We start from the raw sequence: 21,778 nt of genomic DNA, 5'->3' as shown, positions 1-21,778 counted from the left end.
ACTTCTACTGCCGAATCAGCGTGTGATCCATCGCAACGGCCACCTGTAGTAGACCGTCCCCACGGAAGAGCTGGAGGGCCAGATCGGCGAGTTGCCCGTGGTCTGTCTGGAAGGCGCTTTTGTCCACAACGACCGCGATCTTCCCCGACTGACCGGGTGCGATTTCGTTCCGGTCCATACGAAGCGCAAAGGGCCGTGCCGTGTAGCTGGTGAGGTCGCGGGTCAGGTATGCGCCGTCGAGCCTCCAGGGCTCGCCGTAGTAGGTGTTCTTCAGGTGAATCACGACCGCCGCCTTCCCGGGGCCCTCGAAGACCTCGACCCTCGTGTCCATATCCTCGTTTTTCGAGCGCCAGAATCTCACGCGGCGAAACGGTGTCTTCTTCACCTGTCCGTTCGCGAGGAGGATCGCGTAGGCATGATCGACGGAGTTCTCTTCCTTCTTGAACCGCTCGTTCTCCTCGCGCAGATCGCGTTCGCGGTTGAGGGAATCATAGAGGGACGAGAGGACCGCGTTGTAGCTGTCGTGGTCCTTGAACACGTTGACCTGATAGTCGATCCATCCCCAGTCCTCCCGGCTCTTGGGCTTCACAAGGAACGTGAATTCCGTTCCGTCAACGAGTGTCACGATCAGGGGCAGCGCCTCGCCGTCGTCGAGGTCACGCAGCGGCTCTAGAACCACCTTCTTGCCGCCTACGAGTGGAGTCTCGAAACGCCCCTCCCATGCCAAGAACTTCGTCTTCGCTGGGTTGACCTCGTTCTCGAGGCGGAGAGTCGTCACCACCTGTCCGGAAACGTAGATGGACGGCGCCTCTTGGTCTGGATGGGCCGGCACCTTGAGGGTCCGAATCGTGAGCTTTTCTTCCATGTCCCTGGCCAGTGCCGAGGAAGCCATCAGGACGAGAAGCAGGCCACACCTGAGAAGTGGGAAAGTGCGCATGGTGAGGCCAACTTAACAAGGCGGGTCCGGAGCATCCAGTCCTCGCGCGCCCCGCCTGTGGATTGCCGGTCATCGTCCCCAGGAACCCGTCGGAGCCGACGCGGCAAGCCCCGAATATAAGGAACTCGCCCTCCGACGGCCGCCCGGCACGGGGATGGCCAAAGATGGAAAGGGAGGGGACAATCTGGACAGCCCAGTCATCTTACTCAAGCACGGCCATGGCGGGCCGTGCCGGCCTCAAGGGGTGGATCGCCCGCCGATCTCCGGGAAGCGCTCGTAGGCTCGTTTGAGCGCGTCCAGGTGGGCGGGGTTGTCCAGGTCGAGCGGCATATCGGTGAGCCGGACGACCCAACCGCCGGTCGCCGTGCGCCGCGCCCGCGAGAGCAGGTCCGCATCGCGCGCCGGGTCCGGGAACCCGATGGCGCTTGCGGCAGCGGCCGACCAGTAGTTCAGCCACCCGAGGAAATGCGGAATCTCTGGCGCGCGGTTGTACCGTGGGCGCAGGAGCCGGGGCAATCCGTGGGGTGTCGCATGTGGCTCGTCTTCCGGATCACGAAACTGTTGCGACACGATCTCATTATAGCCCCACGGCGATGCATGCCCCCAGACCGCGCGAGCACCCTCTCCTATAGCATCCAGCACATCCACTGCCGCCGCGATGCCGACTGCGTCCAGTGGCAGCGTCGCATTGACGTCAAAGCGCGGCGGGCTTCCTACGGCAAGGCCACTAGGGTTTTCCCACCCGGTAAGCGTCACGGGCCGACTTTCATCATCGTTGCAAAGGAATGGAAATCCACCGTCTGTCCTGTCTGCTGCAATTCACTCGTCGCGGTGAGTCAGTGCAATGAAACCTCCCTTTTCAGAACGCGTCCACGCCAGCCGCAATCCGGGAAGCGCACACTCCATTCCATGGACAATGGTGAGCGGTCGCTTGTCGTCGCCCACGAGAGCAGGCGCGTAGATGTTGAGGTTGAGGGATTCTTGTGCGGCTGTCATTCCAGCACCAATCCATGACAACGATTGTGAGCCGTCCGGAGATTCCATGAGGGCACGAAGGGGATGAGTGCGACCCTCGCGTCCTTCAGCGGTGTTCCGTCGGCTCCCCGCACGAGTCCCGTGAGCGGAGTGCCCGTCGAGGAGGTGGGAAGGGGACGGGGCGGAGGTCGGGCCGAGGTGCAACCCAGCCCGCAGACGAGCAGCAGGATCCACGAGGCGGTGCGCATGGGGGGACCTTTCAGATGAAGGGTCTCGTGCCGGGGGGGAGGATGTCACCGTCTCCGGCGGGGGATGGTGGGCGCCGCATGGGACGTGGAGCGTGGGCGCGCGTGCTGACGGATGTCTCGGGGCGCGCTTCGCGTCCGACTGGCCCGCGATTTGCCCTGGGGCGGTTCGCCGCGCGTCCTGACTCGTGAAGGATTCTGGAGAACCCGCGCGGCCGGAGGAGCAGCGAACATGAACCGCGTTGGTTCGAGCCGTAACGATGATGTGCTCGTGCTCGGGATGAATCCACATACCGGGACCGAAGCCGAAGCCATTCACCGCGCCAATCCCAGGGCGCGGGTGACCACCCTCCAGGACACCGTCCGGAACGATCAGGTCGTGACCTCGAGCGCGCGGGGGGGCGAGCGGGTCCACGATCTGAAGGGGGAGGCGGGCATCCAGTCCTTCGTGGCCACCCTGGAACTGTCCTGGGCCCAGTCCCAGCGGGTGGCGGCGGCCCTCGCGGGCGCGGGGGAGGACGCCCGGGACGAGCTCGCGCAACTGGCTCAGGTGTGGGCCCGGGCGGAGAAGGGCGGAGTCATTCCCTCGCGTCTCGTGCTCTCGGGACACAGCGGGGGTTCGAGCCTGTGGGGCGAGGAGCGGGGCTTCAAGAATGGCGTGCTGTCGCGCGACAACATCGCCCAGCTCGCGGCGGCCCTGCCTCGCGCGGCGGCCGGTATCGAGGACTTGTGTGTCGCGGCCTGTTACAACGGAGGGCAGACCTCGGTGGAGGCGTGGCGCGCCATCTTCCCCCAGGTGCGCACGGTGTGGGCCTATCACGGCAGCGCTCCCGGGGCCGCTTCCGGCTCCACGGCCCACCTGGCTCGTTGGGAGAAGGCCACGCGGGGCGAGGTGAACGCGCTCCAGGCGGATGCGGCCCGGGGTCTGCGCAAGGGCGAGAACCTCGCGGTGTGGTCGCGTCGTGACGGCTATCAGACCGCCACCGTGAGCGCGAACCTCGACGAGCTGCGGACGCGCTACGCCTCGGGCCAGCGTGTTTTCGAGCGCTCCTTCTCGGGCGCGGAGGCGGTTCGGGATGCCCAGCGCGGCCCGTTGCGCGAGCACTACAACACCCTCCAGGCCTTGCTGGGACGGCCCGAGGTGTCCGCCTCGGAGCGCGCGCGCCTGGAGCGGGCGAGGGATCAGACGCTGCGGGTCCTCTTCTACGGCAACGTCGCCGAGCAGTTCCAACGGACCCATCGGACGAGCCTTCAGCGAGGCTTCGCGGCGCTGGGCTGGAGCGCCCCGGATTTCTCCCGGCTGGGCCGGGGCGAGGCGTTGTCCGTCATCGAGTCCTTCGAGGCCGAGCTGTCCCGCCGTCAACCGCCGCCCCTGGAGGCGCGGCGACTGCTGCCCCTGTTGACCGAGGGCTTGCGAGACCTGCGTCGCGAGCGCGTTCCGGAGAACTGGCTATGAGCCTGTCCGCCCTGGTGTTGGGGGGGTGGCTGGTGGGCACCCTTCCTCCCGGCGCCTCAGCGGAGGCGGCGCGAGGGGAGGGGCCCGTTGCACCCGAGGTGCTCGCCCGCTGTCACGCGGACATGGAGCGGGTCCTCGGGGAGGCGGCGCGGTTTGGTTCCGTCCAGCGGCGGGCGCAGGCACTGCTGGCGGGGTTGTCCACCGCGTGCGGGGAGGTGCTCCCCGAGCGTCTTCGGGAGGGCGCGGGAGTGGCCGCTTCGGCGCGTCGGGCCGAGCGCTCCCGCCGCCTGCTCGAGGCGGCGCGGGGGTTCGTCCCCGAGGCGTGTCTGGCCTCGGAGCCGGAGCGGGCACGCGAGGTGGAGGCTCGTTGTCCACCGCCCGAGGACACCCTCTTCGTCCGTCCCCTGCCGGACTCCCTCGAGGCGGGCAGCTACGCGTTCGCGCTCGCCGTGAGGGCGCGGCTGCGAGAGCGGGGCGCGTACGATGCGAGAGCACAACGCTGGGTCGCGGAGTTCCTCCTGCGCAGTGCCCTGGATGGAGAGGCGCAGGCCCATCGAGGAGCGCGGCGCTCCGACTGAGGAGAGGACGACACGCCTCGCCTCAAGGGGGGACGGGCCCGGTTGCCGGCCCGTCCCCTTCGCCCTTCTCGCGCAGCCGCAGGATGATCCACAGCGACAGCAGGCCAAACACCGTGACGACGCCCTCGGCGGCCACGTTGCCCGCGGCTCGCGCCACCAGGACGGAGCTCAGGTTGAACAGGGTATGGAGGCCCAGGGCCAGCCAGTACCAGCGGCGTTGGTCGCGGAGGAAGCGCTGGAGGACCAGCACGCTCATCGCGATGTGAAACGCCAGGGCCCACACCCGCTCGTAGGCGCCCAGCAGGGGCTCCCACCAGCGCAGCGCGGCCACCTGGGCCTTCGCGGCACGGACCTGCTCGAGCTGCTCCGCGGGCAGTGGAAGGGTGGAGAGATCCATCCGTGAGAGCACCACCACGTTGATGAGCCCGATGATGGCCATCCCTCCCACCAGGAGGGTCGCCTCCAGCCCGCCATGGCCGATGCCGAACCCCACCGCGTCGCGCCAGCGCCGGAAGTCCTTGAGCGGGTATTTGAAGGCGATGAGCCGCGCCGTCTCCTCGAACAGCCCGGCGGTCAGGGACAGGACGACGAACCAGAGGGAGAGCAAGGTCTGGGAGTTCTTCAGCTCCTCGCGCAGGAGGTACTGAATCACCTGCACCGCGGGCACGCGTGTCAGCAGTTGTGACAGGGCGAAGGCCAGCGCTCCCACGCCGACCGTCTTCCAGGCGAAGCCCAGCCAGCGCCGTGCCCACAGCGCGACGAGCAGCGGCATCGCCAGATCGAAGGCGATGACCAGGCAGAAACTCACGATGAGCCGTACGTCGAGTCCCGACATCGTTTCACTCGAGGGCAGGGGGCCGGAGTCCAGGGCCACGTCGTGCGCGCCATCTTCTCATGCCAGACGTGAGCGCGCTTCGCTCTCTGTCCTTCAGGCGCCCTGGCGCCCGGGGAGTCCTCGGGTAGTGTGCCCTTTGAAGGAGGAGGTCACGATGATGCGGCGTCTGGTCGAGCACGCGAGGGAGGCGGTCCGGTTCGCTCCGGTGAAGCCGGCGGTGATGGCCGGGATCCGGGCGGCGATCGCGACCATCTTCCCCGTGATGGTCACCACGGCCCTGCGGCTGACCGATGGGGTGTGGCCGAGCCTGGGCGGGTTCAACGTCTCCTTCGCGGACAAGGGGGGCTCCTACCGTGCCCGCGCCACGAGCATGGCGTCCGGTTTGATCGTCGGCGCGCTCGCGGCCTTCCTGGGCGCCCTGGCCGGGGAGCACCCGGTGCTGTCCATCGGGATGGCGCTGCTGTGGGTGACGGCCTGCTCGTTCGCGGGGGTCTACGGCGCGGCGGCGAACATCGTGGGCAACACCGCGGCGAGCGCCTTCGTCGTCTCCCTGGCGTTTCCATCCTCGGGAGTGGGAGAGGCCCTGGAGCGCGGGGGACTGCTGGCCATGGGCGGCCTGTCGGCGATGTTCCTCTCGCTCGTGCTCTGGCCCATCCGTCCCTACCGGCCGTCCCGGCTCGCCGTCGCCCAGTGCTTCCGGGATCTGGCGGAGTACGTGGGCGAGGTGACCCGGGTGTTCACCGCGGAGGAGGACGGCCCGCTCTGGCAGGGGCTCATCCAACGGCACCATGGGCGGATTCGCGAGACGTTGGAGGTGGCGGGAAGCACGCTCGCCGCCACGCGCCGGGGCCGCGGCGAGAGTCAGCGCGGCGAGCAGCTCCTGGTGCTGTTGCAGATCGCCGACACGATGTTCGGCACGGTCATCGCCCTGAGCGACGTGATGGAGAGCCTGCCGCGCGAGCGCCGGGCCGAGCCCGCGTGGCGGTGGGTGGAGCGGTCGGCCACTGGCTTCCGTGAGTCGCTCCTGGCGCTCGCGCGGGGCGTGGAGACGGAAGGTGGGGCCAATCCCCTGCCTCCGCTGGAGTGGGGGCTTGAGCCCCCGGGGAGCCCCCGGCCCACTGCGGGAACCGAGGAGCGGGCGAAGTACCTGTACGCGCTGCGGCTGCTCGCCCAACTGCGCGACTTCATGGGCGCGGCGACGCGGACGGAGACGCGCCTGACGGATCCGAACGCGCTGCCCCGGACGGAGCCCCTTCCCTGGACGCAGCGGGTGCTCGGTCCGGTGCGCGACAACCTCTCGCTGGACTCCATGGTGCTGCGCCACGCGCTCCGGGTGGGGTTGACCACCACGGTCGCCGTCGGCGTGTCGCTCGCGTTCATTCCGAGCCACGGCTACTGGGTGACGATCACCGTGCTCACCATCATGCAGCCGTACACGGGCGCGACGTTCCTCCGGGGGCTGCAGCGGGTGGGCGGCACGGTGGTGGGCGGCATCCTCGCCGCGGCGGTTGCCTCCAGCATCCAACAACACCCCCAGGCGCTCCTGCCGCTGCTGTTCGTCACCGTGGCGATCAGCATCGCCGTCATCCCGCTCAACTACGGGCTCTATACCGCCTTCCTCACGCTCACCTTCGTGCTGCTGGCGGAGATGGGGACGGGTGATTGGGGGCTGGCCCGGGTGCGCATCCTCAACACGCTCATCGGAGGCGCGCTGGCGCTGGCGGGCACCTGGTTGTTGTGGGAGCGCTCCGAGCACCTGCTGCTTCCCGAGCAGATCGCCGCCGCGCTCCGGGCCAACCGCGAGCACTTCCTCCAGGTGTTCGCCAACCGGCGCGAGCCGTCGAGGGATCCCCAGGCGGGCTTCTCCGAGGCGCGGCGCAAGATGGGCCTGGCGACGCTCAACGCCGAGGCCTCCTTCCAGCGGCTGCTCTCCGAGCCACGCCGGCGCACCGAGCCGCTCGAGCCGTTGATGACCCTGCTCGCCTACCTGCGGCGGTTCGCGGCGTCGGTGGTGTCCCTGTCGGTGACCCCGCGGGAGGCGTTTCCCGACGGACGCCGGGCCCACCTGGAGCGCTTCGCGGACACCGTGAGCGGGGTGTTGGATGATCTCGCCGACGCGGTGGTGCGGGGCCGCCCGCCCTCGCCGCTGCCGGATCTGGAGGGGTGGTTGAGGGAGGCGCCGCTCGCGGCGGAGCACGCGGAGGCCGGAGCCGAGGACGAGTCGCTGCTGCGCATCCAACTGGAGCGGGTGACGCGGCGGCTCATCGTCCTGCACGGGGCCGTGTCGCGCCGGGGGACGCGCTCGCCCCTGGAGCGCACGTCGGGCGCCGTGGCGACGATCCGGTGACGGCGGGAGCGGCTCGGGGGCTCAGGGCGCGGCGTTCAGCGAGGCGCCTTCGGCTCCGGCGGTCTTGATGAAGAGGAGCGCGTTGGTGCCCATGTTCTGGACCTTCAGGGACAGGTTCAGCTCCTGTTGTCCCCGGCGGAAGACGAGGGGTTCTTCCTCCTTGTAGCCGGCGGCGAGCAGCCGCTCGCGGTACCAGGTCTCCACCTGCTCGGTCCGGGCCGCCGCCCAGAAGGAGAGGGTGCGCGCGCCCTCGAAGTTGCCTTGGAGGACGTGCTTCGCCCCGGGGTAGGTGGGCACGAGCGAGGGGGTGGAGGGCGCCGTCTTCTGGTCCATCTTCGCCTCGCCGAGCACGACGGTGGTGAGGCCCTCGGGCGAGGGGTTGAGGATGACGGTGTAGGCGGTGAGCGTGCGCGTATCCAGCGCGGTGAGGTGGGGCTGGCGCGCCAGCCGCCGCGTCTTGCGGGGGATGTAGAAGCCCGCCGCGTCGGAGGCTTTGGCGAAGGACTGCAACAGCGTCTCGACGGGTTCGCGCGAGGTGTAGACCTGGAGGCGGATGGGGATGTTGCCCACGCTCATCTCTCCGGGGACATCCAGCGTGGACACGAGCCCCGGCACCCTCCAGTGGAAGGGCGCGGGGGGCGAAGGGGGCGGGGGCGACGCGGCCAGCCACCCCGCGGCGAGCACCCCCAGCAGACCGCTCAGCATCCGGGGATGCCCAGGTAGCACGTGTTGGAGTCACGCCGCTCCGGGTCGGGTTCGTGCTCGACGCCGCCCGTGTTGTAGGGCCGATCCTTCATGTCCAGGGCCTCGCCCTCGGGCGTCTTGTTCTCGATGTACCCGTCCTCCTCGCCGCGGTAGCTCATGAAGAAGCCGTCCTCGTCGATGGGGCTGAAGCCCGCGAACTCCTCGGCGAACTCCGAGCCGGCCTTGCCGGTGGAGCCCAGGTTGCGATCGAACACGCTCATCGCCGCGTAGTAGAAGGCCCGGTTCTCCCCGCAGGGCTGGTCGGGGTTCTCGGGCTGGAGGGGGCAGTGCTCGCTGACCTCGCGGTCGGCGAAGGCCCAGTCCCCGAGCAGGATGCCGTAGCGGCCCTTGCACTCGCCGTCCTTGGCGCGGCCCACGCCGCACACCTTCATGGTGAAGCGCGTGGCCAGCGGGGTGTCGAAGAAGCCGCCGTTCTGCTGTTCCAGGAAGTGCCTGGGCAGCGAGGGCAGCGTGTCGAGCCGGGCCTCGGCGCGGCACGAGATGCCGCCCATGTTCTGGTAGACGTCCGTGAGCACGCTGTCCGTGTCGTTGCCCGTCTGTGCGCCGGGCGGAGGCTGCGCGAAGTCGCCGTCGACGGCCTCCATGAGGGCCGGGCGCCTGCCACGCACCAGGTCGAACTCCACCTCGTCCTGGCGCTCGCAGCGCACGAGCATGTCCTGGATGCGGGTGAAGACCTGGGTGACGGCGGTGTCGCCGTTGCCCGGGGTGGAGCTGCGCCCGTCGAAGTCGTGGTAGCGCCCGTTGGCGTTGGCCTCCACCGAGGTGGGGATGGCGGGGAAGGTGGAGAAGTCGCCCATGTTGGTCTTGGTGCCGTGCATCCGGTGGACGCGCAGGGCGGTGCTGTCCCAGAGCGGGGAGACGGCCGCCTCATGCACCTTGATGGGCAGATAGCCCACCTCGGCGAAGTGGATGCCGAGCATGACCACGGAGATGAAGAGCAGCAGGGCCAGGGCCAGTTCCACGATGGATTGGCCCCGGGGGGCCTTGCGCGCGGTCCGCTTCATCAGTGCGCTCCCTTGAAGCCGGCCTTGATGAGGGCGTTGTAGGCCTGGGCGGCGGGGCCCCCCACCGTGCGCTCGACGTCGGCGTTGCCCGACGCGTCGACATCCGCGGAGGCGAGGGTGGCGCGCCAGAAGGGGTTCCACAGGTTGGGGGGTTCGTTCCAGCGCCCGCGCCGGTGGTAGTAGGCCAGCCCCGTGGCGAGCGAGTACTGCACGCTGATGTCGGTTCCGCTGGCCAGGGTCAGGCCGCGGTTGTCGAACGAGCTGGTGCGCGCGGGGGAGAACTGGAAGTTGAAGCGCAAGAGCCAGGGATCGGGCGGCACGCCCGCCGCGTCGCGGACCTTGTAGTCGCGCTGGACGAGCGAGAAGAGCTTGGGCTGGGCCCAGAGGTTCTTGTCGTTGACGTCGCCGGTGTTGAAGGCCATGCCGCCGACGAAGACGTTCGGGCAGTACTCGGGTCTGTCACAGGGCAGGAGCGTGTGCCGGTACTGCTTGTCCATGCCGGGGTCCTCGCCGACCACGGCTCCGGCGCCCCAGGTGTGGTTGTCACTGGTGTCGTTCTGGTCGGTGGCGCGCACCATGGCCCGGGCCCGCACGGGCACGCCCGCGCAGCCGGCGTAGCTGGCCGTCACGGTGGCGTGGTCCTCGGCGATGAGGAAGTCGGTGGTGCCGGGACTGCCCGTGCTTCCTCCGTGGCCGTTGGCGTCCCCCGGAGGGGTATCGCCCCAGTAGGTGCTGCCCCCGCCCTCTCCGTCGGGCGTGACGGTGATCTCCAACTGCCCCATGGGGCCATCGGCGGTGGCGGTGGGCGGGGGAACCGCCCGGCGGGTGATGAACTCGTAGCCGCGGCTGGCCATGGCCATGTCGCGGAACCAGCCATAGCCCGTGGTGGCCCAGGTCAGCTCGTCCAGGGACACCTGCGTGGCGCCCCCCTGGAGTTCTCCCTCGAAGCGGGTGCCCTCGCTGGCCAGCTTCGACAGCTGGGTGGCGAAGGACTTCGGCCCTCCGTCGACGGACTCCTGCAGCTGCTTGTACAGCTTGCCCTCGAGGCCCGACAGGTGCCAGGCCATCATCTGGATGTTGAGCGCCTGCACGCCCGCGGCCGCGTCCAGCTCGTCCCACTTCTCCTGGATCTCCTCGTTCTCTTCTTCCAGGGCCTCGATCACCTCGGGCGGGGGAGCGCAGCCGGCGATGCTCGCGCGCGCGGCGACGAGGCTGGCGCGCACCATGCTGGTCCAGCTCACCAGGCTCTCCGTCGCGGTGAGGGCCACGAGCTGGCCCGTCTGCGCGCGGTTCATCAGGGCGATGCTGTTGAAGGTGCGCGCGGTGGCCACCGCGCTGCTGTAGGCGGCGAGGTCCGCGATGCTCTGCGCCTCCATCTTCTCGCGCACGCGCAGGGAGAAGGAGAGCGTGACGCAGACCATGAGGGTGAGCAGCAGCATCGTCAGGCTCATCAACACGAGAGCCTGTCCACGGGGGCGCCTCGGGTGGGGGGACCGGGTCTTCACAACCCCTCCGGGGTCGGATTGCAGTTCTGCCGGGCGAAGTTCCTGCGACGCGGGGGCGTCATCATGCGCATGGCGTAGTTGGCTTGGAGTGGGAAGACGTATTGATGGCGGCTGGCGCGATCGAGCAGCTCCTGCCCGATGAGGCCGTTGAGCCGGAAGGCCGTCTGACTGCCCCACTGTGCCCGTTGGGGGGACATGAGCGGGTTGTCGGCGGTGTAGTCGCGCAGCCCCAGGTGGGCCAGGAACATGCGGCCGAGCACCCAGTTGGCGAAGGGGATGCGCATCGGGTACCAGAAGATGAGCCGGGCCTCCAGGCGCGTCACGTCCGCCACGCTGGTGTAGCGCGCCGGATCATCGAAGGACTCCTCCTCGTTGGCGCGGATCTCCCCGAGCACGGGCCGCTCGCGCACGATCCACACGATGGCGCCGGTGTGTCCCGAGTCATGGCCGACCGTGTACTCGTTGTCCCGATGGTTGCGAAACGCCGCGCCCAGCGCCGCGGGCGAGTCCGTCCGGGCGAAGGTGGGCAGCAGCGCCGCGATGGCCGCGTGGGTCATCGCCTCGCAGTTGGCGTGCTTCACGCTGCCGGTACGCACGGCGCGAAACGCCGCGTACTCCGTCATCGTGCGCGCCTGGAGCAACAGGAAGAATTGGATCGTCGCCAGGATCAGGAAGATCGATAACGGGAGCGTAAGCGCCGCTTCCACCGCCGCCTGTCCGGACTCGCCGTCCACAGGGCGATTGTTCTTCCTCGACATGGGCGCCTACTTTCAACCATTTCCGATCCTGAATCCACCGGGTATCGTGCCGTCCACGCTTTCCTCGTTTAAAAGGAATGGAGAGAGGGCGACGATGTAGGCAGGCGTGGTTCCGCGATCAGGAGAGGCTTTCACCCGGAGTGGAACGGAGCGGGGCGGAGGGTGCGTCCTCCACGGGAACGCCGGCCATCTTCAGGACGCGCAGGGCGTTGGTGGTGTCCACGACGCCGGGGCGCAGCTGGTAGTCGAACACCATCTTCCCGTCCTCCAGGTGATCGCGGAAGTGCATGTTGACCACCCGGCCGGCGTACTCCTCGGCGAGGCTGGCCAGGGACAGGTCGTGCGTGGTGACGCCGCCGCTGGCGCCGGTGGCGAGCAGCAGGCGCAGCACCTCGCGCGAGGCGATCTGCCGCTCGCGGGTATTGGTGCCGAGCAGGATTTCATCCAGGAGGAAGAGCGCCTGGCCCCGGGCGGCGCTCGCCGCGTCCAGCACGGCCTTGATGCGCTGCACCTCGGCGTAGAAGTAGGACACGCCCCGCTCCAGGGAGTCCTTCACCCGCATGCTGGTGAGCACCTGGACGGGCGAGACGGAGAAGGCGCGCGCGCAGACGGGGGCGCCGGCCAGGGCGAGCACCGTGTTGAGCCCCAGGGCGCGCAGCAGCGTCGTCTTGCCCGACATGTTGGAGCCGGTGAGCAGCAGCGCGCACCCGGGCCCCGGCAGCTCCACGTCATTGAGCACGGGGGCGTCCAGCAGCGCGTGGCCCATGCCCTCCGCCTTCACCCGGGGACCCGTCTCCTCGAGCGTGGGCCAGATGAAGCGCGGCCGATCATACGCCAGCCCCGCGAGGCACGAGAGCGCCTCCAGCTCCGCCAGGGCCTCGAACCAGCCGCGTACCTGGGCGCCATGGCGCTGCTTCCACCGCTCCAGGGCGAACATGGCGTGCACGTCCCACAGGGTGAACAGGTGCACCAGCGGGTGGAACTGGTGCCGTTTGAGCTCCGCGAAGGAGTAGAGGAAGCTGAAGCGCTTGAGGTGCGCCGACACGGGCTCGCGCGCCTCGCGCTGCATGCCGCCCTGGATGCGGCGCAGCTCCGGGTGCTCGAAGCGCTCGCGTTCCACGCGCTCGAAGACGGGGGCATAGCGCACGAAGCCCCGCTCGCCCGCGCTCATGCGCTCCTCCATGGCCTGCAGCCGCCCCCGGGTCAGCATCACCACGCCCAGCTGGGCGAACAGCCCGAGCCACCACGCCCAGCCGGGGAGCAGCTCGAGCTGTCCCAGCACGAAGAGCGTCAGGGTGATGGGGGGCAGCAGGAGCGCCACGGGCCGGGCCCATTGAATCTCCGTGAGCATGGGGCCGCTCTCCGCCCAGGTGATGAACAGCGCCGGGTCCGCCTTCTCCCGGGCCACGGTGCGCGCCTCCACGCACACCTCCTGACGGAAGCCCAACCGGGGGATGAGCTCGCGCGCCGCCTCCTGCCGGGTGCGCACCTCGGACGCCGTCGCCGGCGCGGACAGCCACGCCGCCAGCCGCTCCTCGCCCGCGCGTGTCGCCGTCTCGTTCATGAGCTGGAAGACGCTGCCCTGGCCGAAGACGTCCAGGTCCGCCGCGTACAGGTGCGAGCCCGACAGGAAGCGCTCCCCGCGCTCGGGGAAGTCGTGCCAGCCGCGCGTCAGCCGGGCGAGACCGCGGGCGTTGAGTTGAACGAATTGTCGCTGCCGCGCCTCGCGCAGGAACACCTGGTGGTGCAACACCGCCAGGACGACATAGCCGAGCAGGGCCACCCCCACGGCCCACCACCCCGTCCGGGGCAGCCGGCCGAACATGACGGCCACCGCCACCGCGGCGCCGGCGGTGAAGACGACGGCGCGCAGGTTGGCGTAGCGGGCACTGACCGTGTCCAGCCGCCGCAGCTCCGCCTCGGCGGCGGTGCGGCGCTCGGTGTACGTGCGATCAGGGAGGGCGGAGTCGGAGAGAGCGGGAGTCGTCACGGGCCCGCGCATGCTGGGTCTCCCGGACGGAGGGAGCAAGCCCGGAGACACGCGGCGCGCGCGAAAAAGAAGAACCCCGGCGCCCACCCCGTGTGCGACGGGGGGCGGCCGGGGTCCTGGGGCTTCCCGGAGGGGAAGCGCCGGGACTACTTCTCCTTGGAGGCCAGCTTGCGCAGCGCCTTCTGGTCGCGGATGCAGAGGATGCGGCCCACGTTGCCGAGCACGCCATCGCGCTTCATCTCGTTGATGAGCGTGGAGACGAAGGAGCGCGAGGCGCCCACCAGGTCCGCCAGGTCCTGCTGGGTGATGCCGCGCAGGTCCGTCTCGCCGCCGTGCGGGCAGCGCTCGCCGTGGGCCTCGGCCAGGGTGAGCAGGGTGTCGGCCAGACGGGCCGGCACTTCCTTGAAGGTCAGTCCCAGCACGCGCTTGCGCAGCGAGCGCACGCGCTCGGCGTAGGCGCGCACCACGTCCACCGCCAGGGCCGGCCGCGCCTCGAGCTGCGCGCGGAAGTCACGTCCCTCGATGCTCCACACCTCGGCCTCGCCCGACGCGATCGCCATCTCCTCGACCGGCGTGCCCTCCGGACGGAACAGCTCGCCGAACAAGTCCCCCGCGCGCAGGATGCTCACCACCGAGCGCGAGCTGTTCTTGCCCAGCCGCATCAGGCGCACGCGCCCGCTCTTGAGCAGGTACACGCGGTCCGTCGTGTCGCCGGGGCGGTAGATGACGGAGTTGTGGGGGAAGGACTCAACCTTGAAGTAGCCCTTGAAGTCGATCGCCTCCTGACCGGGCACCAGCTTGTTGGCGGTGACGAGCATGCCGGAGCTCGTGGTCTGGATGGGGGCGACGACGTTGGAACCGATGGGACCGAGGGGGCGATTGAAACCGTGCATGGCGGGCACTCCTGCAGGCGGTTGAGGGTTTGGAAGAGGGGTTGCTGTGCTGCGAACGGAACAGTCCCTTTCCAAGCTTTGTGCCAACCCCAACGTTCTTTCCAAATCCTGAAAAAGCCTGCGATGACGCCTACTTAGCGATGCGCCGCGCCGTGACGTGGTTTCGAATGTCCGAAAGCTGAAACAGAACGTTCAAACAGTCTGATCAATTTGAACGTTTCGTTCAATCCGGCGGGGGTGGTGTTGGAGGTCCGACAGTGTCCACCCGCGAGCCTTTGCCCCTACGGCTGATGATCTTGTCGGACACCGTACTTCTGGAGCTTGCGCTCGAGCGTGGGGCGACTGATGCCGAGGATCTGGCACGTCTTGCCCTTGTGGCCCTTGGTGACGTTGAGGGTGAGCTCGATGAGCATCCGCTCCGCCTCTTCCAGGGTGGGGATGAGGTTGGGGTCGGCGATGGGGGATGCGAGGAAGTTGGGCAGGCCGTTGGCGGTGGAGGGGCCCGGGCCGTGGCCGTGCTCGGAGGGGGTGGGCTCGAGGGCGGGGAGGCTCTCGGCGAGCAGCACCTCGCCCGGGGCGAGCACCACGGCGCGCGTGAGCACGTTCTCCAACTCGCGCACGTTGCCGCGCCAGGGCAGGCGCGTGAGGTGCTCGAGCACCTCCGGGGGCACGCGGGTGACGCGCTTGTGCACCTTCTCGTTGATGCGCTCGAGCAGGTGGTGCACCAGCGGGGGGATGTCCTCGCGCCGCTCGCGCAGCGGGGGGAGCTGCAGGGTGATGACCTTGAGGCGCTGGTAGAGGTCCTCGCGGAAGCGCCCCGCGGCCACCTCGTCCGCCAGGTGGCGGTGGGTGGCGGCGATGACGCGGGCGCGCAGCTTGATCCGCTTGACGCCGCCCACGCGCTCGAACTCGCGCTCCTGGAGCACGCGCAGGAGCTTGGCCTGGAGCATCAGCGACATGTCGCCGATTTCATCCAGGAAGATGGTGCCATCCTCGGCGATCTCGAACTTGCCGGGCTTCACGGAGCTGGCGCCCGTGAAGGCGCCCTTCTCGTGGCCGAACAGCTCGCTCTCCAGGAGCGTGTCCACGATGGCCGAGCAGTTGATGCCGATGAAGGGCTTCACCTCGTCATAGGAGTAGTTGTGGATGACGCGGGCGATGAGCTCCTTGCCGGTGCCGCTCTCGCCGTGGATGAGCACGGTGGCGTGGCTGCCGGCCACCTTGCCAATCTCCTTGACGAGCTGCTGCATGAGGGGGCTCGTCCCCACGATGTCGCCCAGGCGCGCCGCGGCGCTCTCCACGTTCACCGTGGCGGCGCGGCGCGACAGCTGCCGGTACTCCAGGGCGCGCGCCACCACGATGTCCAGGGCCGCCAGGTCCGGGAAGGGCTTGTGGATGTAGTCGAAGGCGCCGGCCTTCATCGCCCGGATGGTGGTCTCCATGTCATGGAAGGCCGTCACGAGGATGATGCGCGCGTCGCCGCACAGGTCCTTCATCTCCTCGATGATGTCCAGGCCCGTGCGGTCCGGCAGCTTCATGTCGAGGATGACGACGCTCGGCTGGGCCTCCTCCGCCATCCGCAGGCCCTCGGCGGCGCGTGTGGCCGTCACCACCTGGTAGCGAGGCGCCCCGTCGTGCTCGATGTCCTCGAAGTGCATCTTCAAGGATTCGAGCAGCGACAGGTCGTCGTCGACGATGAGAAGCGTCTCCATGGCCCTCAGACCGTAAAGGTAAGGGTGAAGACCGTGCCCCCATGGGGTCCAGCCTCGGCGGACACATCGCCCCCCTGGTGCACCATCACACGGCGCAGGGCCGCGAGCGACAAGCCCGCACCTCGTGCCAGACTGCTCTCGAAGGGGACGAAAAGCGAGCCGCGCTCCTCCTCGGAGAGCGTGCCGGCCGTGTCCTCCAGCACCACGCGCACCCGCCCCGGTGGGCCCGGGTGGATGGTCACCGGCACCTGGGTGCCCGACGCCTGGCCCATGGCCACGTTGAGCAGCACCTGGGCGAGCACGGGCCGCAGCCTTCCGGGCTCCATCCGCACGCGCGGCACCTCCGCGCTCTCCGTCACGCGCACTTCCACCTGGCGCTCGGCCAGCTCCGGCGCCACCACGGCCGCGGCTTCCTCCAAGAGGGTGCGCGCGGCATGCGGCTCCAGGGTGGGGGTGCTGTCCCGGGCGTACTCGGACAAGAGCCACAGCATGCGCTCCAGGGTGCGCACCTCCCGGTTGGCGATGGTCAGCCGGCGTTGATCCCGCTCGGACAGGCCCGTGTTGCGCGCCAGCGTCTGCACCGCCATCTTCACGGAACTCAAGGGGTTGCGCAGCTCGTGGCTGAGCTGCGAGGCGAGTCCGGAGAGCTGCACCGGCGGGGCGTCCTGCAAGAGGGCCCGCAAGTCCAACACCACCGCGCTGGCCTCACCCGCTTCCAGCCCGAGCGCCAGCCGCAACGGCACCGGATCCTGGGCGCCGAACGTGCCCGGCAGGAATTCCACCGCCCGGCGGTCCTCGCGCGCCAGGGCGTCGAGTGCCCGGACCTTCTCGGCGGTGGTTCCCAGCACCACCTCGAGGGGGCGATCCACCATCTCCGAGGCGGGGCGGCGCAGCACGCTCTCGCAGTCCCCTCCGGCGCGGGTCACGCGCAGACTCGGAGACCAGGACAACTGGACGGCTTGCAGCAGCTGGACGGTCATGGGCAGGCACGAACCATTGACGAGCCGCCATGGCGGGGGGATCCTTTCATGGCGCCGCGGTTTCCCTTTAGAATTCAATACATTGGAGCGCCACCCATTGGGAAGGCGCTTGAGCGGGCCCGGGGGTGTCCACCCCTCGACAGAGCAGCGGGGGAGGGACCAGGGAGGGGGAGGAGCCCCGGAAATTCCAGGGAAGTGCGATCATCCTCCCGATGACGGATGGAGCAGCGAAGGGGAGCAAGGTAGCTTGCGCATCGTTGGTGAGGGGCACCCCCCCCAGTCGTTACTCCCCGGAGGCATCACATGACCACCCAGAAGAGCCAGAAGAAGCTGCTGCGCAAGCGCCGCGGCCAGGGAATGACCGAGTACATCATCATCGTCGCCCTCATCGCCATCGCGGCGATCGGCGTCATCACCCTCTTCGGCAACAACATCCGCAAGCTCTTCGGCGCGTCGGCCGAGGCCCTGGCGGGTAACGAGGACGTGAAGAACACCGGGCAGACGGCCAACCAGCAGCTCCAGCGCAAGAACCTGAAGAACTTCGGTTCGAACAGCGCGGACTGATCCCGTCATCAGCTGACGGCTTCGAGGGCGGTTCTCTCCATCTAAGGAGAGGCCGCCCTTCGCGTTTTGCGGGGCCAGAGCACGAGCACCCACGCGCCCAGGGCCAGCCCCGAGAGGAGCGCGCCCCAACGGAAGCTCCCCGGACGGTAGTCGAAGCGCACCGTGTGGACGCCGGCGGGCACCGGCACCGCCCGCAGGAGGGCATCGGCCCGTCGCAGGGGCACCGGGGCCCCATCCCGCGTGGCCTCCCACCCCGGGTAGAACCAGTCACCGAGCACCAGGTAGCCCGGGCCACACGCCTCCAGCGCCACCTCCACCCACGCCCGTCCTTCCCGGGTGATGCGTGCCGTCGAGCCCTGGCAGCCCGGGCCCACCAGGGGCTCCCCCTCGGCGAGCAGCGCCTCCCGCCGCAGCGGCTGGGCGGGGTCCACGAAGGCCGCCAGGGCCTCCTCGTCCGAGGCCACGCGCGCGGCATGGACCAGGAAGGCCCTCGGCAGGGCGGTGCCGGAGCGGTAGAGGGTGGGCAGTCCGGGAAGGGCCAGGACGGGTTCCAGGTCCGGGAAGGGCGGCGGACCCCGGCGCACGTAGTAGTCCACGCCCAGCAGATCGAACGCCGCCCGCGCGCCCGCGCCCGACAGGGACTCCACGTGCTGGGGCTCCGGAGCCCCATAGCCCTCGAGGACGCGCAAGCGCTCCTCCACGAAGCGGTTGGGCACCAGGGCATCCCGGCTGAGCGCGATGTAGGAGCCCCCTTCCTCCCGCCGCGGCACGGTGCGGGGGCTCGCGGCGCGCGACACGTCGGTGAGCTCGTCTCCGGACAGCTCCACGCTCACCCGACCCGAGTACCCGGTGGGTAGGGCGGCGGCGAGGCGGGACGCCCGGCTCAGGGCTTCCAGGGGCGCGCTGCCCGTGCCCCCTTGCAACAGGTGGAAGGCTCCCACTTCCACCAGGGCGAGCCCGGCGAGCAGCCCGCGCACCCGGTGGGCCCGGCGGGGACCGGCGGCGGGAAGGCACAGCGCGAGGGCACCCGCGCCCAGGGCCAGCACCACCCAGGGCAGTCCGGCTTCCACGCCGGGGCGGAAGGGCGGAAGCCGGGCCAGGGGCGGCCCGAGCAGCAGCGCCGCGAAGAGGGCGGCCACCACCCCGGCCACGCCTGGCAACGAGCGGTGCCCCCCTCGCGCCCGGCGGGCGAGGGTGTCCAGTCCGAACGCGGCGAGCACCGCGAGGCAGAACGCCGCCCCGACGAAGTACTTCACCGGGTAGCGGAAGAGGTGGAAGGGCGGCAGTTGGAGCAGGAGCGCGGCGGGGGGCAGGTGGGCTCCGAGCGAGAGCGCCGTGAGGCCCAGGGCGCCGAGCCCGAAGGGCAGCCTCCGTCCCGAGCGCCCCAGGCCCGCGAGCGCCAGGGCACACACGAGGGTGCCCAGGAAGAGCAGGAGGATGAAGAACTGATCGCCGCCCTCCCAGTAGCGCGAGCGCGGATGCTCGGCGAAGGGCCAGACCACCGACAGCAACTGGGGCCAGGACAGGGACCACTCGAGGCCATTCATCCCGCCGGAGCTCCGGGTGGAGTGCCGGGCGAACTCCAGCGCGGGCAGGGCCACGAGGGCGCCGAGCGCGAACCCCCAGGCGAGTCCACCTGCCGTGGCCCCGAGCGCGCGGCCCGTGCGCCGGGTGGAGAGCGCCACGAGGAGGGCGAGCGGGGCCTGCCACAGCCAGGTCTCGGGTGAGCCCGCGAGGAAGGACAGGCCGGCGAAGAGCGCCACCCGGGCGGCGCTCCGGGGCGAGGGGGCGCGCGCGGCCTGGCGCGAGGCGAGCAGCAGGAAGCCCGTCCACGCGGCGGCGCTGGCCACGTTCTGCTGGGTGGCGAGCTCCGTGAAGGGCGCCGAGAGCGCGAAGGCGGCCGCGCCCACCATCGCCGCGGGGCGCGAGGTGCCCAGGTGCCGCGCGAGCCGCCAGGTGCCCGCCGCGGCGAGCCCCACGTGCAGCAGGTGTTGCAGGGTGAAGCCGAGCACCGGACCCGCGAGCAGCACCGTGAAGAGCCGGGGGGGATAGAAGACCTGGGAGTACAGGGTGGCGGCGAAGGGCTGGCCGAGCCTCGGGTAGGGCGTCCACAGGGGAAGCTCTCCCGCGCGCAGCGCCTCCAGGAGGAAGGCCGAGTCCGGAAAGAAGATCCGGAAGGCATCCCGTCCGGCGAGCACCTGTCCGCGCAAGAGGGCGCGGTACACGAGCGCCATGCCCAGCAGCAACCCCACCCAGGGCAGCAGCCGCCGTGCCGCCTTCCCGCGCCAGCTCATGACGCGGACGAGGCGACGGACGGAGCGGTGGACGGGGAGGGCGCCGTGGGCATGAAGACGCGGAACGTGGTGCCCTTGCCGACCTCGCTCGACACCTCGATGCGCCCGCCCATCGACGTGACGATGCCATGGCAGATGGACAGCCCCAGCCCCGTGCCCACGCCCACGGGCTTGGTGGTGAAGAAGGGCTTGAACAGGCGCTGCAGGTTCTCGGGGGGAATGCCCACCCCCGTGTCCTGCACCGCGATCTCCACCCACCCGTCCGTCGCCTGGCCGGTGGTGAGCCGGACGCACTGCCCCTTGGCGTCCCCCTCCGGGATGGCCTGGGCGGCGTTGACGAGCAGGTTGAGGAAGAGCTGTCCGAGCCGGGACTCGTTGCCGAGCACGGGAGGAATCTGCCCGTACTCCTTCACCAACTGGGCGCGGTGGCGCAGCTCGCCCCGGGCCAGGCTCGCGCACGAGTCGAGCACCGCGTGGATGTCCACCGGCCCCTGCCGCTCGTCCTCCCGGCGCGAGAAGCTGCGCAGGTCGCGCACGATGTTGCGCATGCGCTCGCCACCCTCGAGCGACTCCTGCAGCGCCTGGAGGATCTCCCGGGCCTGCTCGTCCGACATCGGCTGGCCCTCGCCGAGCCGCTCGTTCAGCTCGTCCAGCGCGAAGCGCAGGTTGCTCAGCACGTAGGACAAGGGGTTGTTGAGCTCGTGGGCCACGCCCGCGGCGAGCGTGCCGAGCGACACCATGCGATCCGTGGAGCGCAACTTCTCCTGCACCTGCCGGCGCTCGGTGACGTCGCGGGCGATGGACACCCAGGCCGGCTCACCCTCGAAGGGGATGGAGAAGGTCACCACCTCGCCGAGCACCGCATGGCCCTGGCGGTGCCGCAGGTGCATCTCGCGCATGGCCTCCGTCAGGGGCGCCTGGGTGAGCGGATCCAGCTCTCCGGGCATGAGCAACTCGCGCACCTCGATGCCCCGCAGCGTGTCCTCCCGCTCGTGGCCCAGCAGGGCCGCGGCCGCCGGGTTGGCGAAGAGCACGCGTCGGGCCCGGTGCACGAAGATGGCGTCCGGCGCGCGCTCGATGAGGGTGCGGAAGCTCGTCTCCGAGCGCCGCAGGGCCTCTTGATCCTGGCTGATGCGCTCGGCCATCTCGTCGAACGCCTGGCCAAGCCGTCCCACCTCGTCCATGCCCCGGAGCCCCGAGCGCACGTGCAGCTCCCCCGCGGCGAGCCGGCGGGCGGCGCTCTCCAGGCGCTGCACCCGCCGCCCCAACACGAAGTGGAAGAACACGCCCATCAACCCGGCCACCGCCGCCTGCATCAGGCTCGAGCGCAGCGCGTAGCGCTCGGCCCGGTAGCGCTGCTCGGCCTTGAGCAGCGACAGATCCTGCTGGAGATAGATGAGGCCCATCCGGCGGGGCGTGTCGCCCGGCCCGAGCACCAGGGGATAGGCGCCCTCCACCCGGTGGCCATCCGCGCTCACCCACACCGCGCCCTCGCGGCGTGCCTGGACGGCGTCGCGCCGGGCGGTGACCTCCGCGCTCGTCCAGTCCGGCCAGAGGCCGCGCACCGGCCGGCCTACCCAGGAGGACTGGAGGGCGGCCAAAATCACGCCGTGCTCATCGACGAGGAACGCCGCGCTCAGCAGGGAGTTGGCCCCGAGTGTGGAGACGACCTGTCGGGTCGCGTCGAGCTGCCCGGTGCCCAGGAGGTACTCGAGCGTGCCGCGCAGGGAGATCATCTGCAGGGTCATCTCCTCGCGGGATTTGTCCTCCACCTGCTTCTCGCGCTGCCGCAAGTTGCGATGCAGGGTCGTGACACCGAAGGCACAGGCATAGGCGAGCAGCAGGAGGGGGACGAGCACACGGAGCGACAGGAGCCGGTGCCATGGCTGGAGTCTCGGCGCATTCATGAAGGATCTTCCACGAGGATACCAATCCGGCGG

Annotated in this window: 16 protein-coding genes and 1 pseudogene; 4 read left to right on the top strand and 13 right to left on the bottom strand. The window is 69.9% G+C overall.

What is annotated here, in order from left to right:
• Window positions 1–4: 4 nt before the first annotated feature.
• Both D187_RS13215 and D187_RS52225 read right to left on the bottom strand, forming a co-directional pair.
• Window positions 5–892, bottom strand: a complete 888-nt coding sequence (locus D187_RS13215) for a DUF2381 family protein (protein WP_002621174.1) — start codon at window positions 890–892, stop codon at window positions 5–7.
• A gap of 282 nt (window positions 893–1,174) precedes the next feature.
• Window positions 1,175–1,933, bottom strand: a pseudogene (locus D187_RS52225) (DUF5953 family protein).
• A 456-nt stretch (window positions 1,934–2,389) separates the two neighbouring features.
• On the opposite strand from D187_RS52225, the gene D187_RS13205 reads away from it, so the two are divergent.
• Together D187_RS13205 and D187_RS55065 are read left to right on the top strand one after the other, a co-directional pair.
• Entirely contained in the window at window positions 2,390–3,613 is a 1,224-nt protein-coding gene (locus D187_RS13205) for a hypothetical protein (protein ID WP_043429616.1), read from the top strand.
• On the top strand, window positions 3,610–4,191 hold the full coding sequence (locus D187_RS55065) for a hypothetical protein (RefSeq protein ID WP_002621170.1): 582 nt from the start codon (window positions 3,610–3,612) through the stop codon (window positions 4,189–4,191). The genes D187_RS13205 and D187_RS55065 overlap by 4 nt, the downstream gene beginning before the upstream one ends.
• A gap of 22 nt (window positions 4,192–4,213) precedes the next feature.
• Here D187_RS55065 and D187_RS13195 read toward each other — a convergent pair whose 3' ends face one another.
• A complete protein-coding gene (locus D187_RS13195) occupies window positions 4,214–5,026 on the bottom strand; it encodes a YhfC family intramembrane metalloprotease (protein ID WP_020918003.1) in 813 nt (270 codons plus the stop codon).
• Between the two features lie 154 nt (window positions 5,027–5,180).
• Between D187_RS13195 and D187_RS13190 the strand changes: the two genes are divergently transcribed.
• A complete protein-coding gene (locus D187_RS13190; RefSeq protein WP_002621167.1) occupies window positions 5,181–7,373 on the top strand; it encodes an FUSC family protein in 2,193 nt (730 codons plus the stop codon).
• Between the two features lie 21 nt (window positions 7,374–7,394).
• Here the strand turns inward: D187_RS13190 and D187_RS13185 are convergent, their stop codons facing one another.
• The 8 genes from D187_RS13185 to D187_RS13150 form a co-directional block, all read right to left on the bottom strand.
• Window positions 7,395–8,078 carry a hypothetical protein gene (locus tag D187_RS13185; RefSeq protein ID WP_002621165.1) on the bottom strand — a complete coding sequence of 228 codons (684 nt, stop codon included), beginning with the start codon at window positions 8,076–8,078 and terminating at the stop codon, window positions 7,395–7,397.
• Window positions 8,072–9,142 carry a TadE family protein gene (locus D187_RS13180; RefSeq protein WP_002621163.1) on the bottom strand — a complete coding sequence of 357 codons (1,071 nt, stop codon included), beginning with the start codon at window positions 9,140–9,142 and terminating at the stop codon, window positions 8,072–8,074. Before D187_RS13180 ends, D187_RS13185 begins: the two co-directional genes overlap by 7 nt.
• Window positions 9,142–10,599: a hypothetical protein gene (locus D187_RS13175; RefSeq protein WP_002621161.1), complete on the bottom strand. Its 1,458-nt coding sequence runs from the start codon at window positions 10,597–10,599 to the stop codon at window positions 9,142–9,144. Before D187_RS13175 ends, D187_RS13180 begins: the two co-directional genes overlap by 1 nt.
• Window positions 10,600–10,643: 44 nt before the next feature.
• Window positions 10,644–11,405 carry a TadE/TadG family type IV pilus assembly protein gene (locus D187_RS13170; RefSeq protein WP_043429610.1) on the bottom strand — a complete coding sequence of 254 codons (762 nt, stop codon included), beginning with the start codon at window positions 11,403–11,405 and terminating at the stop codon, window positions 10,644–10,646.
• A 118-nt stretch (window positions 11,406–11,523) separates the two neighbouring features.
• A complete protein-coding gene (locus tag D187_RS13165) occupies window positions 11,524–13,407 on the bottom strand; it encodes a MutS-related protein (RefSeq protein WP_002621159.1) in 1,884 nt (627 codons plus the stop codon).
• Window positions 13,408–13,541: 134 nt separating this feature from the next.
• Window positions 13,542–14,288, bottom strand: coding sequence for a Crp/Fnr family transcriptional regulator MrpC (mrpC, locus tag D187_RS13160; RefSeq protein WP_002621158.1), 747 nt, complete (start codon window positions 14,286–14,288; stop codon window positions 13,542–13,544).
• Between the two features lie 281 nt (window positions 14,289–14,569).
• Window positions 14,570–16,000 carry a sigma-54-dependent transcriptional regulator gene (locus D187_RS13155; RefSeq protein WP_002621157.1) on the bottom strand — a complete coding sequence of 477 codons (1,431 nt, stop codon included), beginning with the start codon at window positions 15,998–16,000 and terminating at the stop codon, window positions 14,570–14,572.
• A gap of 5 nt (window positions 16,001–16,005) precedes the next feature.
• Window positions 16,006–16,980, bottom strand: coding sequence for a sensor histidine kinase (locus D187_RS13150; protein WP_002621156.1), 975 nt, complete (start codon window positions 16,978–16,980; stop codon window positions 16,006–16,008).
• A gap of 303 nt (window positions 16,981–17,283) precedes the next feature.
• On the opposite strand from D187_RS13150, the gene D187_RS13145 reads away from it, so the two are divergent.
• Window positions 17,284–17,544 carry a hypothetical protein gene (locus D187_RS13145; protein WP_002621155.1) on the top strand — a complete coding sequence of 87 codons (261 nt, stop codon included), beginning with the start codon at window positions 17,284–17,286 and terminating at the stop codon, window positions 17,542–17,544.
• Between the two features lie 41 nt (window positions 17,545–17,585).
• On the opposite strand, the gene D187_RS13140 is transcribed toward D187_RS13145, so the two are convergent.
• Together D187_RS13140 and D187_RS49825 are read right to left on the bottom strand one after the other, a co-directional pair.
• Window positions 17,586–19,838: a hypothetical protein gene (locus D187_RS13140; RefSeq protein ID WP_002621154.1), complete on the bottom strand. Its 2,253-nt coding sequence runs from the start codon at window positions 19,836–19,838 to the stop codon at window positions 17,586–17,588.
• The gene (locus D187_RS49825) at window positions 19,835–21,745 is read right to left on the bottom strand and encodes an ATP-binding protein (RefSeq protein WP_002621153.1); all 1,911 of its coding nucleotides are present in this window, start codon (window positions 21,743–21,745) and stop codon (window positions 19,835–19,837) included. Before D187_RS49825 ends, D187_RS13140 begins: the two co-directional genes overlap by 4 nt.
• Between the last annotated feature and the right edge of the window lie 33 nt (window positions 21,746–21,778).

This window comes from Cystobacter fuscus DSM 2262 (assembly GCF_000335475.2).
GTDB lineage: Bacteria > Myxococcota > Myxococcia > Myxococcales > Myxococcaceae > Cystobacter > Cystobacter fuscus.
Note: the sequence above shows the minus strand (reverse complement) of the source record. Positions and strands in the feature narration are given on the sequence as shown.

Excerpts from the sequence above, each read along its gene's own strand:
- D187_RS13215 (WP_002621174.1), bottom strand. The coding sequence starts at position 892 with ATGGCTTCCTCGGCACTGGCCAGGGACATGGAAGAAAAGCTCACGATT.
- D187_RS13205 (WP_043429616.1), top strand. The coding sequence starts at position 2,390 with ATGAACCGCGTTGGTTCGAGCCGTAACGATGATGTGCTCGTGCTCGGG.
- D187_RS55065 (WP_002621170.1), top strand. The coding sequence starts at position 3,610 with ATGAGCCTGTCCGCCCTGGTGTTGGGGGGGTGGCTGGTGGGCACCCTT.
- D187_RS13195 (WP_020918003.1), bottom strand. The coding sequence starts at position 5,026 with ATGTCGGGACTCGACGTACGGCTCATCGTGAGTTTCTGCCTGGTCATC.
- D187_RS13190 (WP_002621167.1), top strand. The coding sequence starts at position 5,181 with ATGATGCGGCGTCTGGTCGAGCACGCGAGGGAGGCGGTCCGGTTCGCT.
- D187_RS13185 (WP_002621165.1), bottom strand. The coding sequence starts at position 8,078 with ATGCTGAGCGGTCTGCTGGGGGTGCTCGCCGCGGGGTGGCTGGCCGCG.
- D187_RS13180 (WP_002621163.1), bottom strand. The coding sequence starts at position 9,142 with ATGAAGCGGACCGCGCGCAAGGCCCCCCGGGGCCAATCCATCGTGGAA.
- D187_RS13170 (WP_043429610.1), bottom strand. The coding sequence starts at position 11,405 with ATGTCGAGGAAGAACAATCGCCCTGTGGACGGCGAGTCCGGACAGGCG.
- D187_RS13165 (WP_002621159.1), bottom strand. The coding sequence starts at position 13,407 with ATGCGCGGGCCCGTGACGACTCCCGCTCTCTCCGACTCCGCCCTCCCT.
- mrpC (WP_002621158.1), bottom strand. The coding sequence starts at position 14,288 with ATGCACGGTTTCAATCGCCCCCTCGGTCCCATCGGTTCCAACGTCGTC.
- D187_RS13155 (WP_002621157.1), bottom strand. The coding sequence starts at position 16,000 with ATGGAGACGCTTCTCATCGTCGACGACGACCTGTCGCTGCTCGAATCC.
- D187_RS13150 (WP_002621156.1), bottom strand. The coding sequence starts at position 16,980 with ATGACCGTCCAGCTGCTGCAAGCCGTCCAGTTGTCCTGGTCTCCGAGT.
- D187_RS13145 (WP_002621155.1), top strand. The coding sequence starts at position 17,284 with ATGACCACCCAGAAGAGCCAGAAGAAGCTGCTGCGCAAGCGCCGCGGC.
- D187_RS13140 (WP_002621154.1), bottom strand. The coding sequence starts at position 19,838 with ATGAGCTGGCGCGGGAAGGCGGCACGGCGGCTGCTGCCCTGGGTGGGG.
- D187_RS49825 (WP_002621153.1), bottom strand. The coding sequence starts at position 21,745 with ATGAATGCGCCGAGACTCCAGCCATGGCACCGGCTCCTGTCGCTCCGT.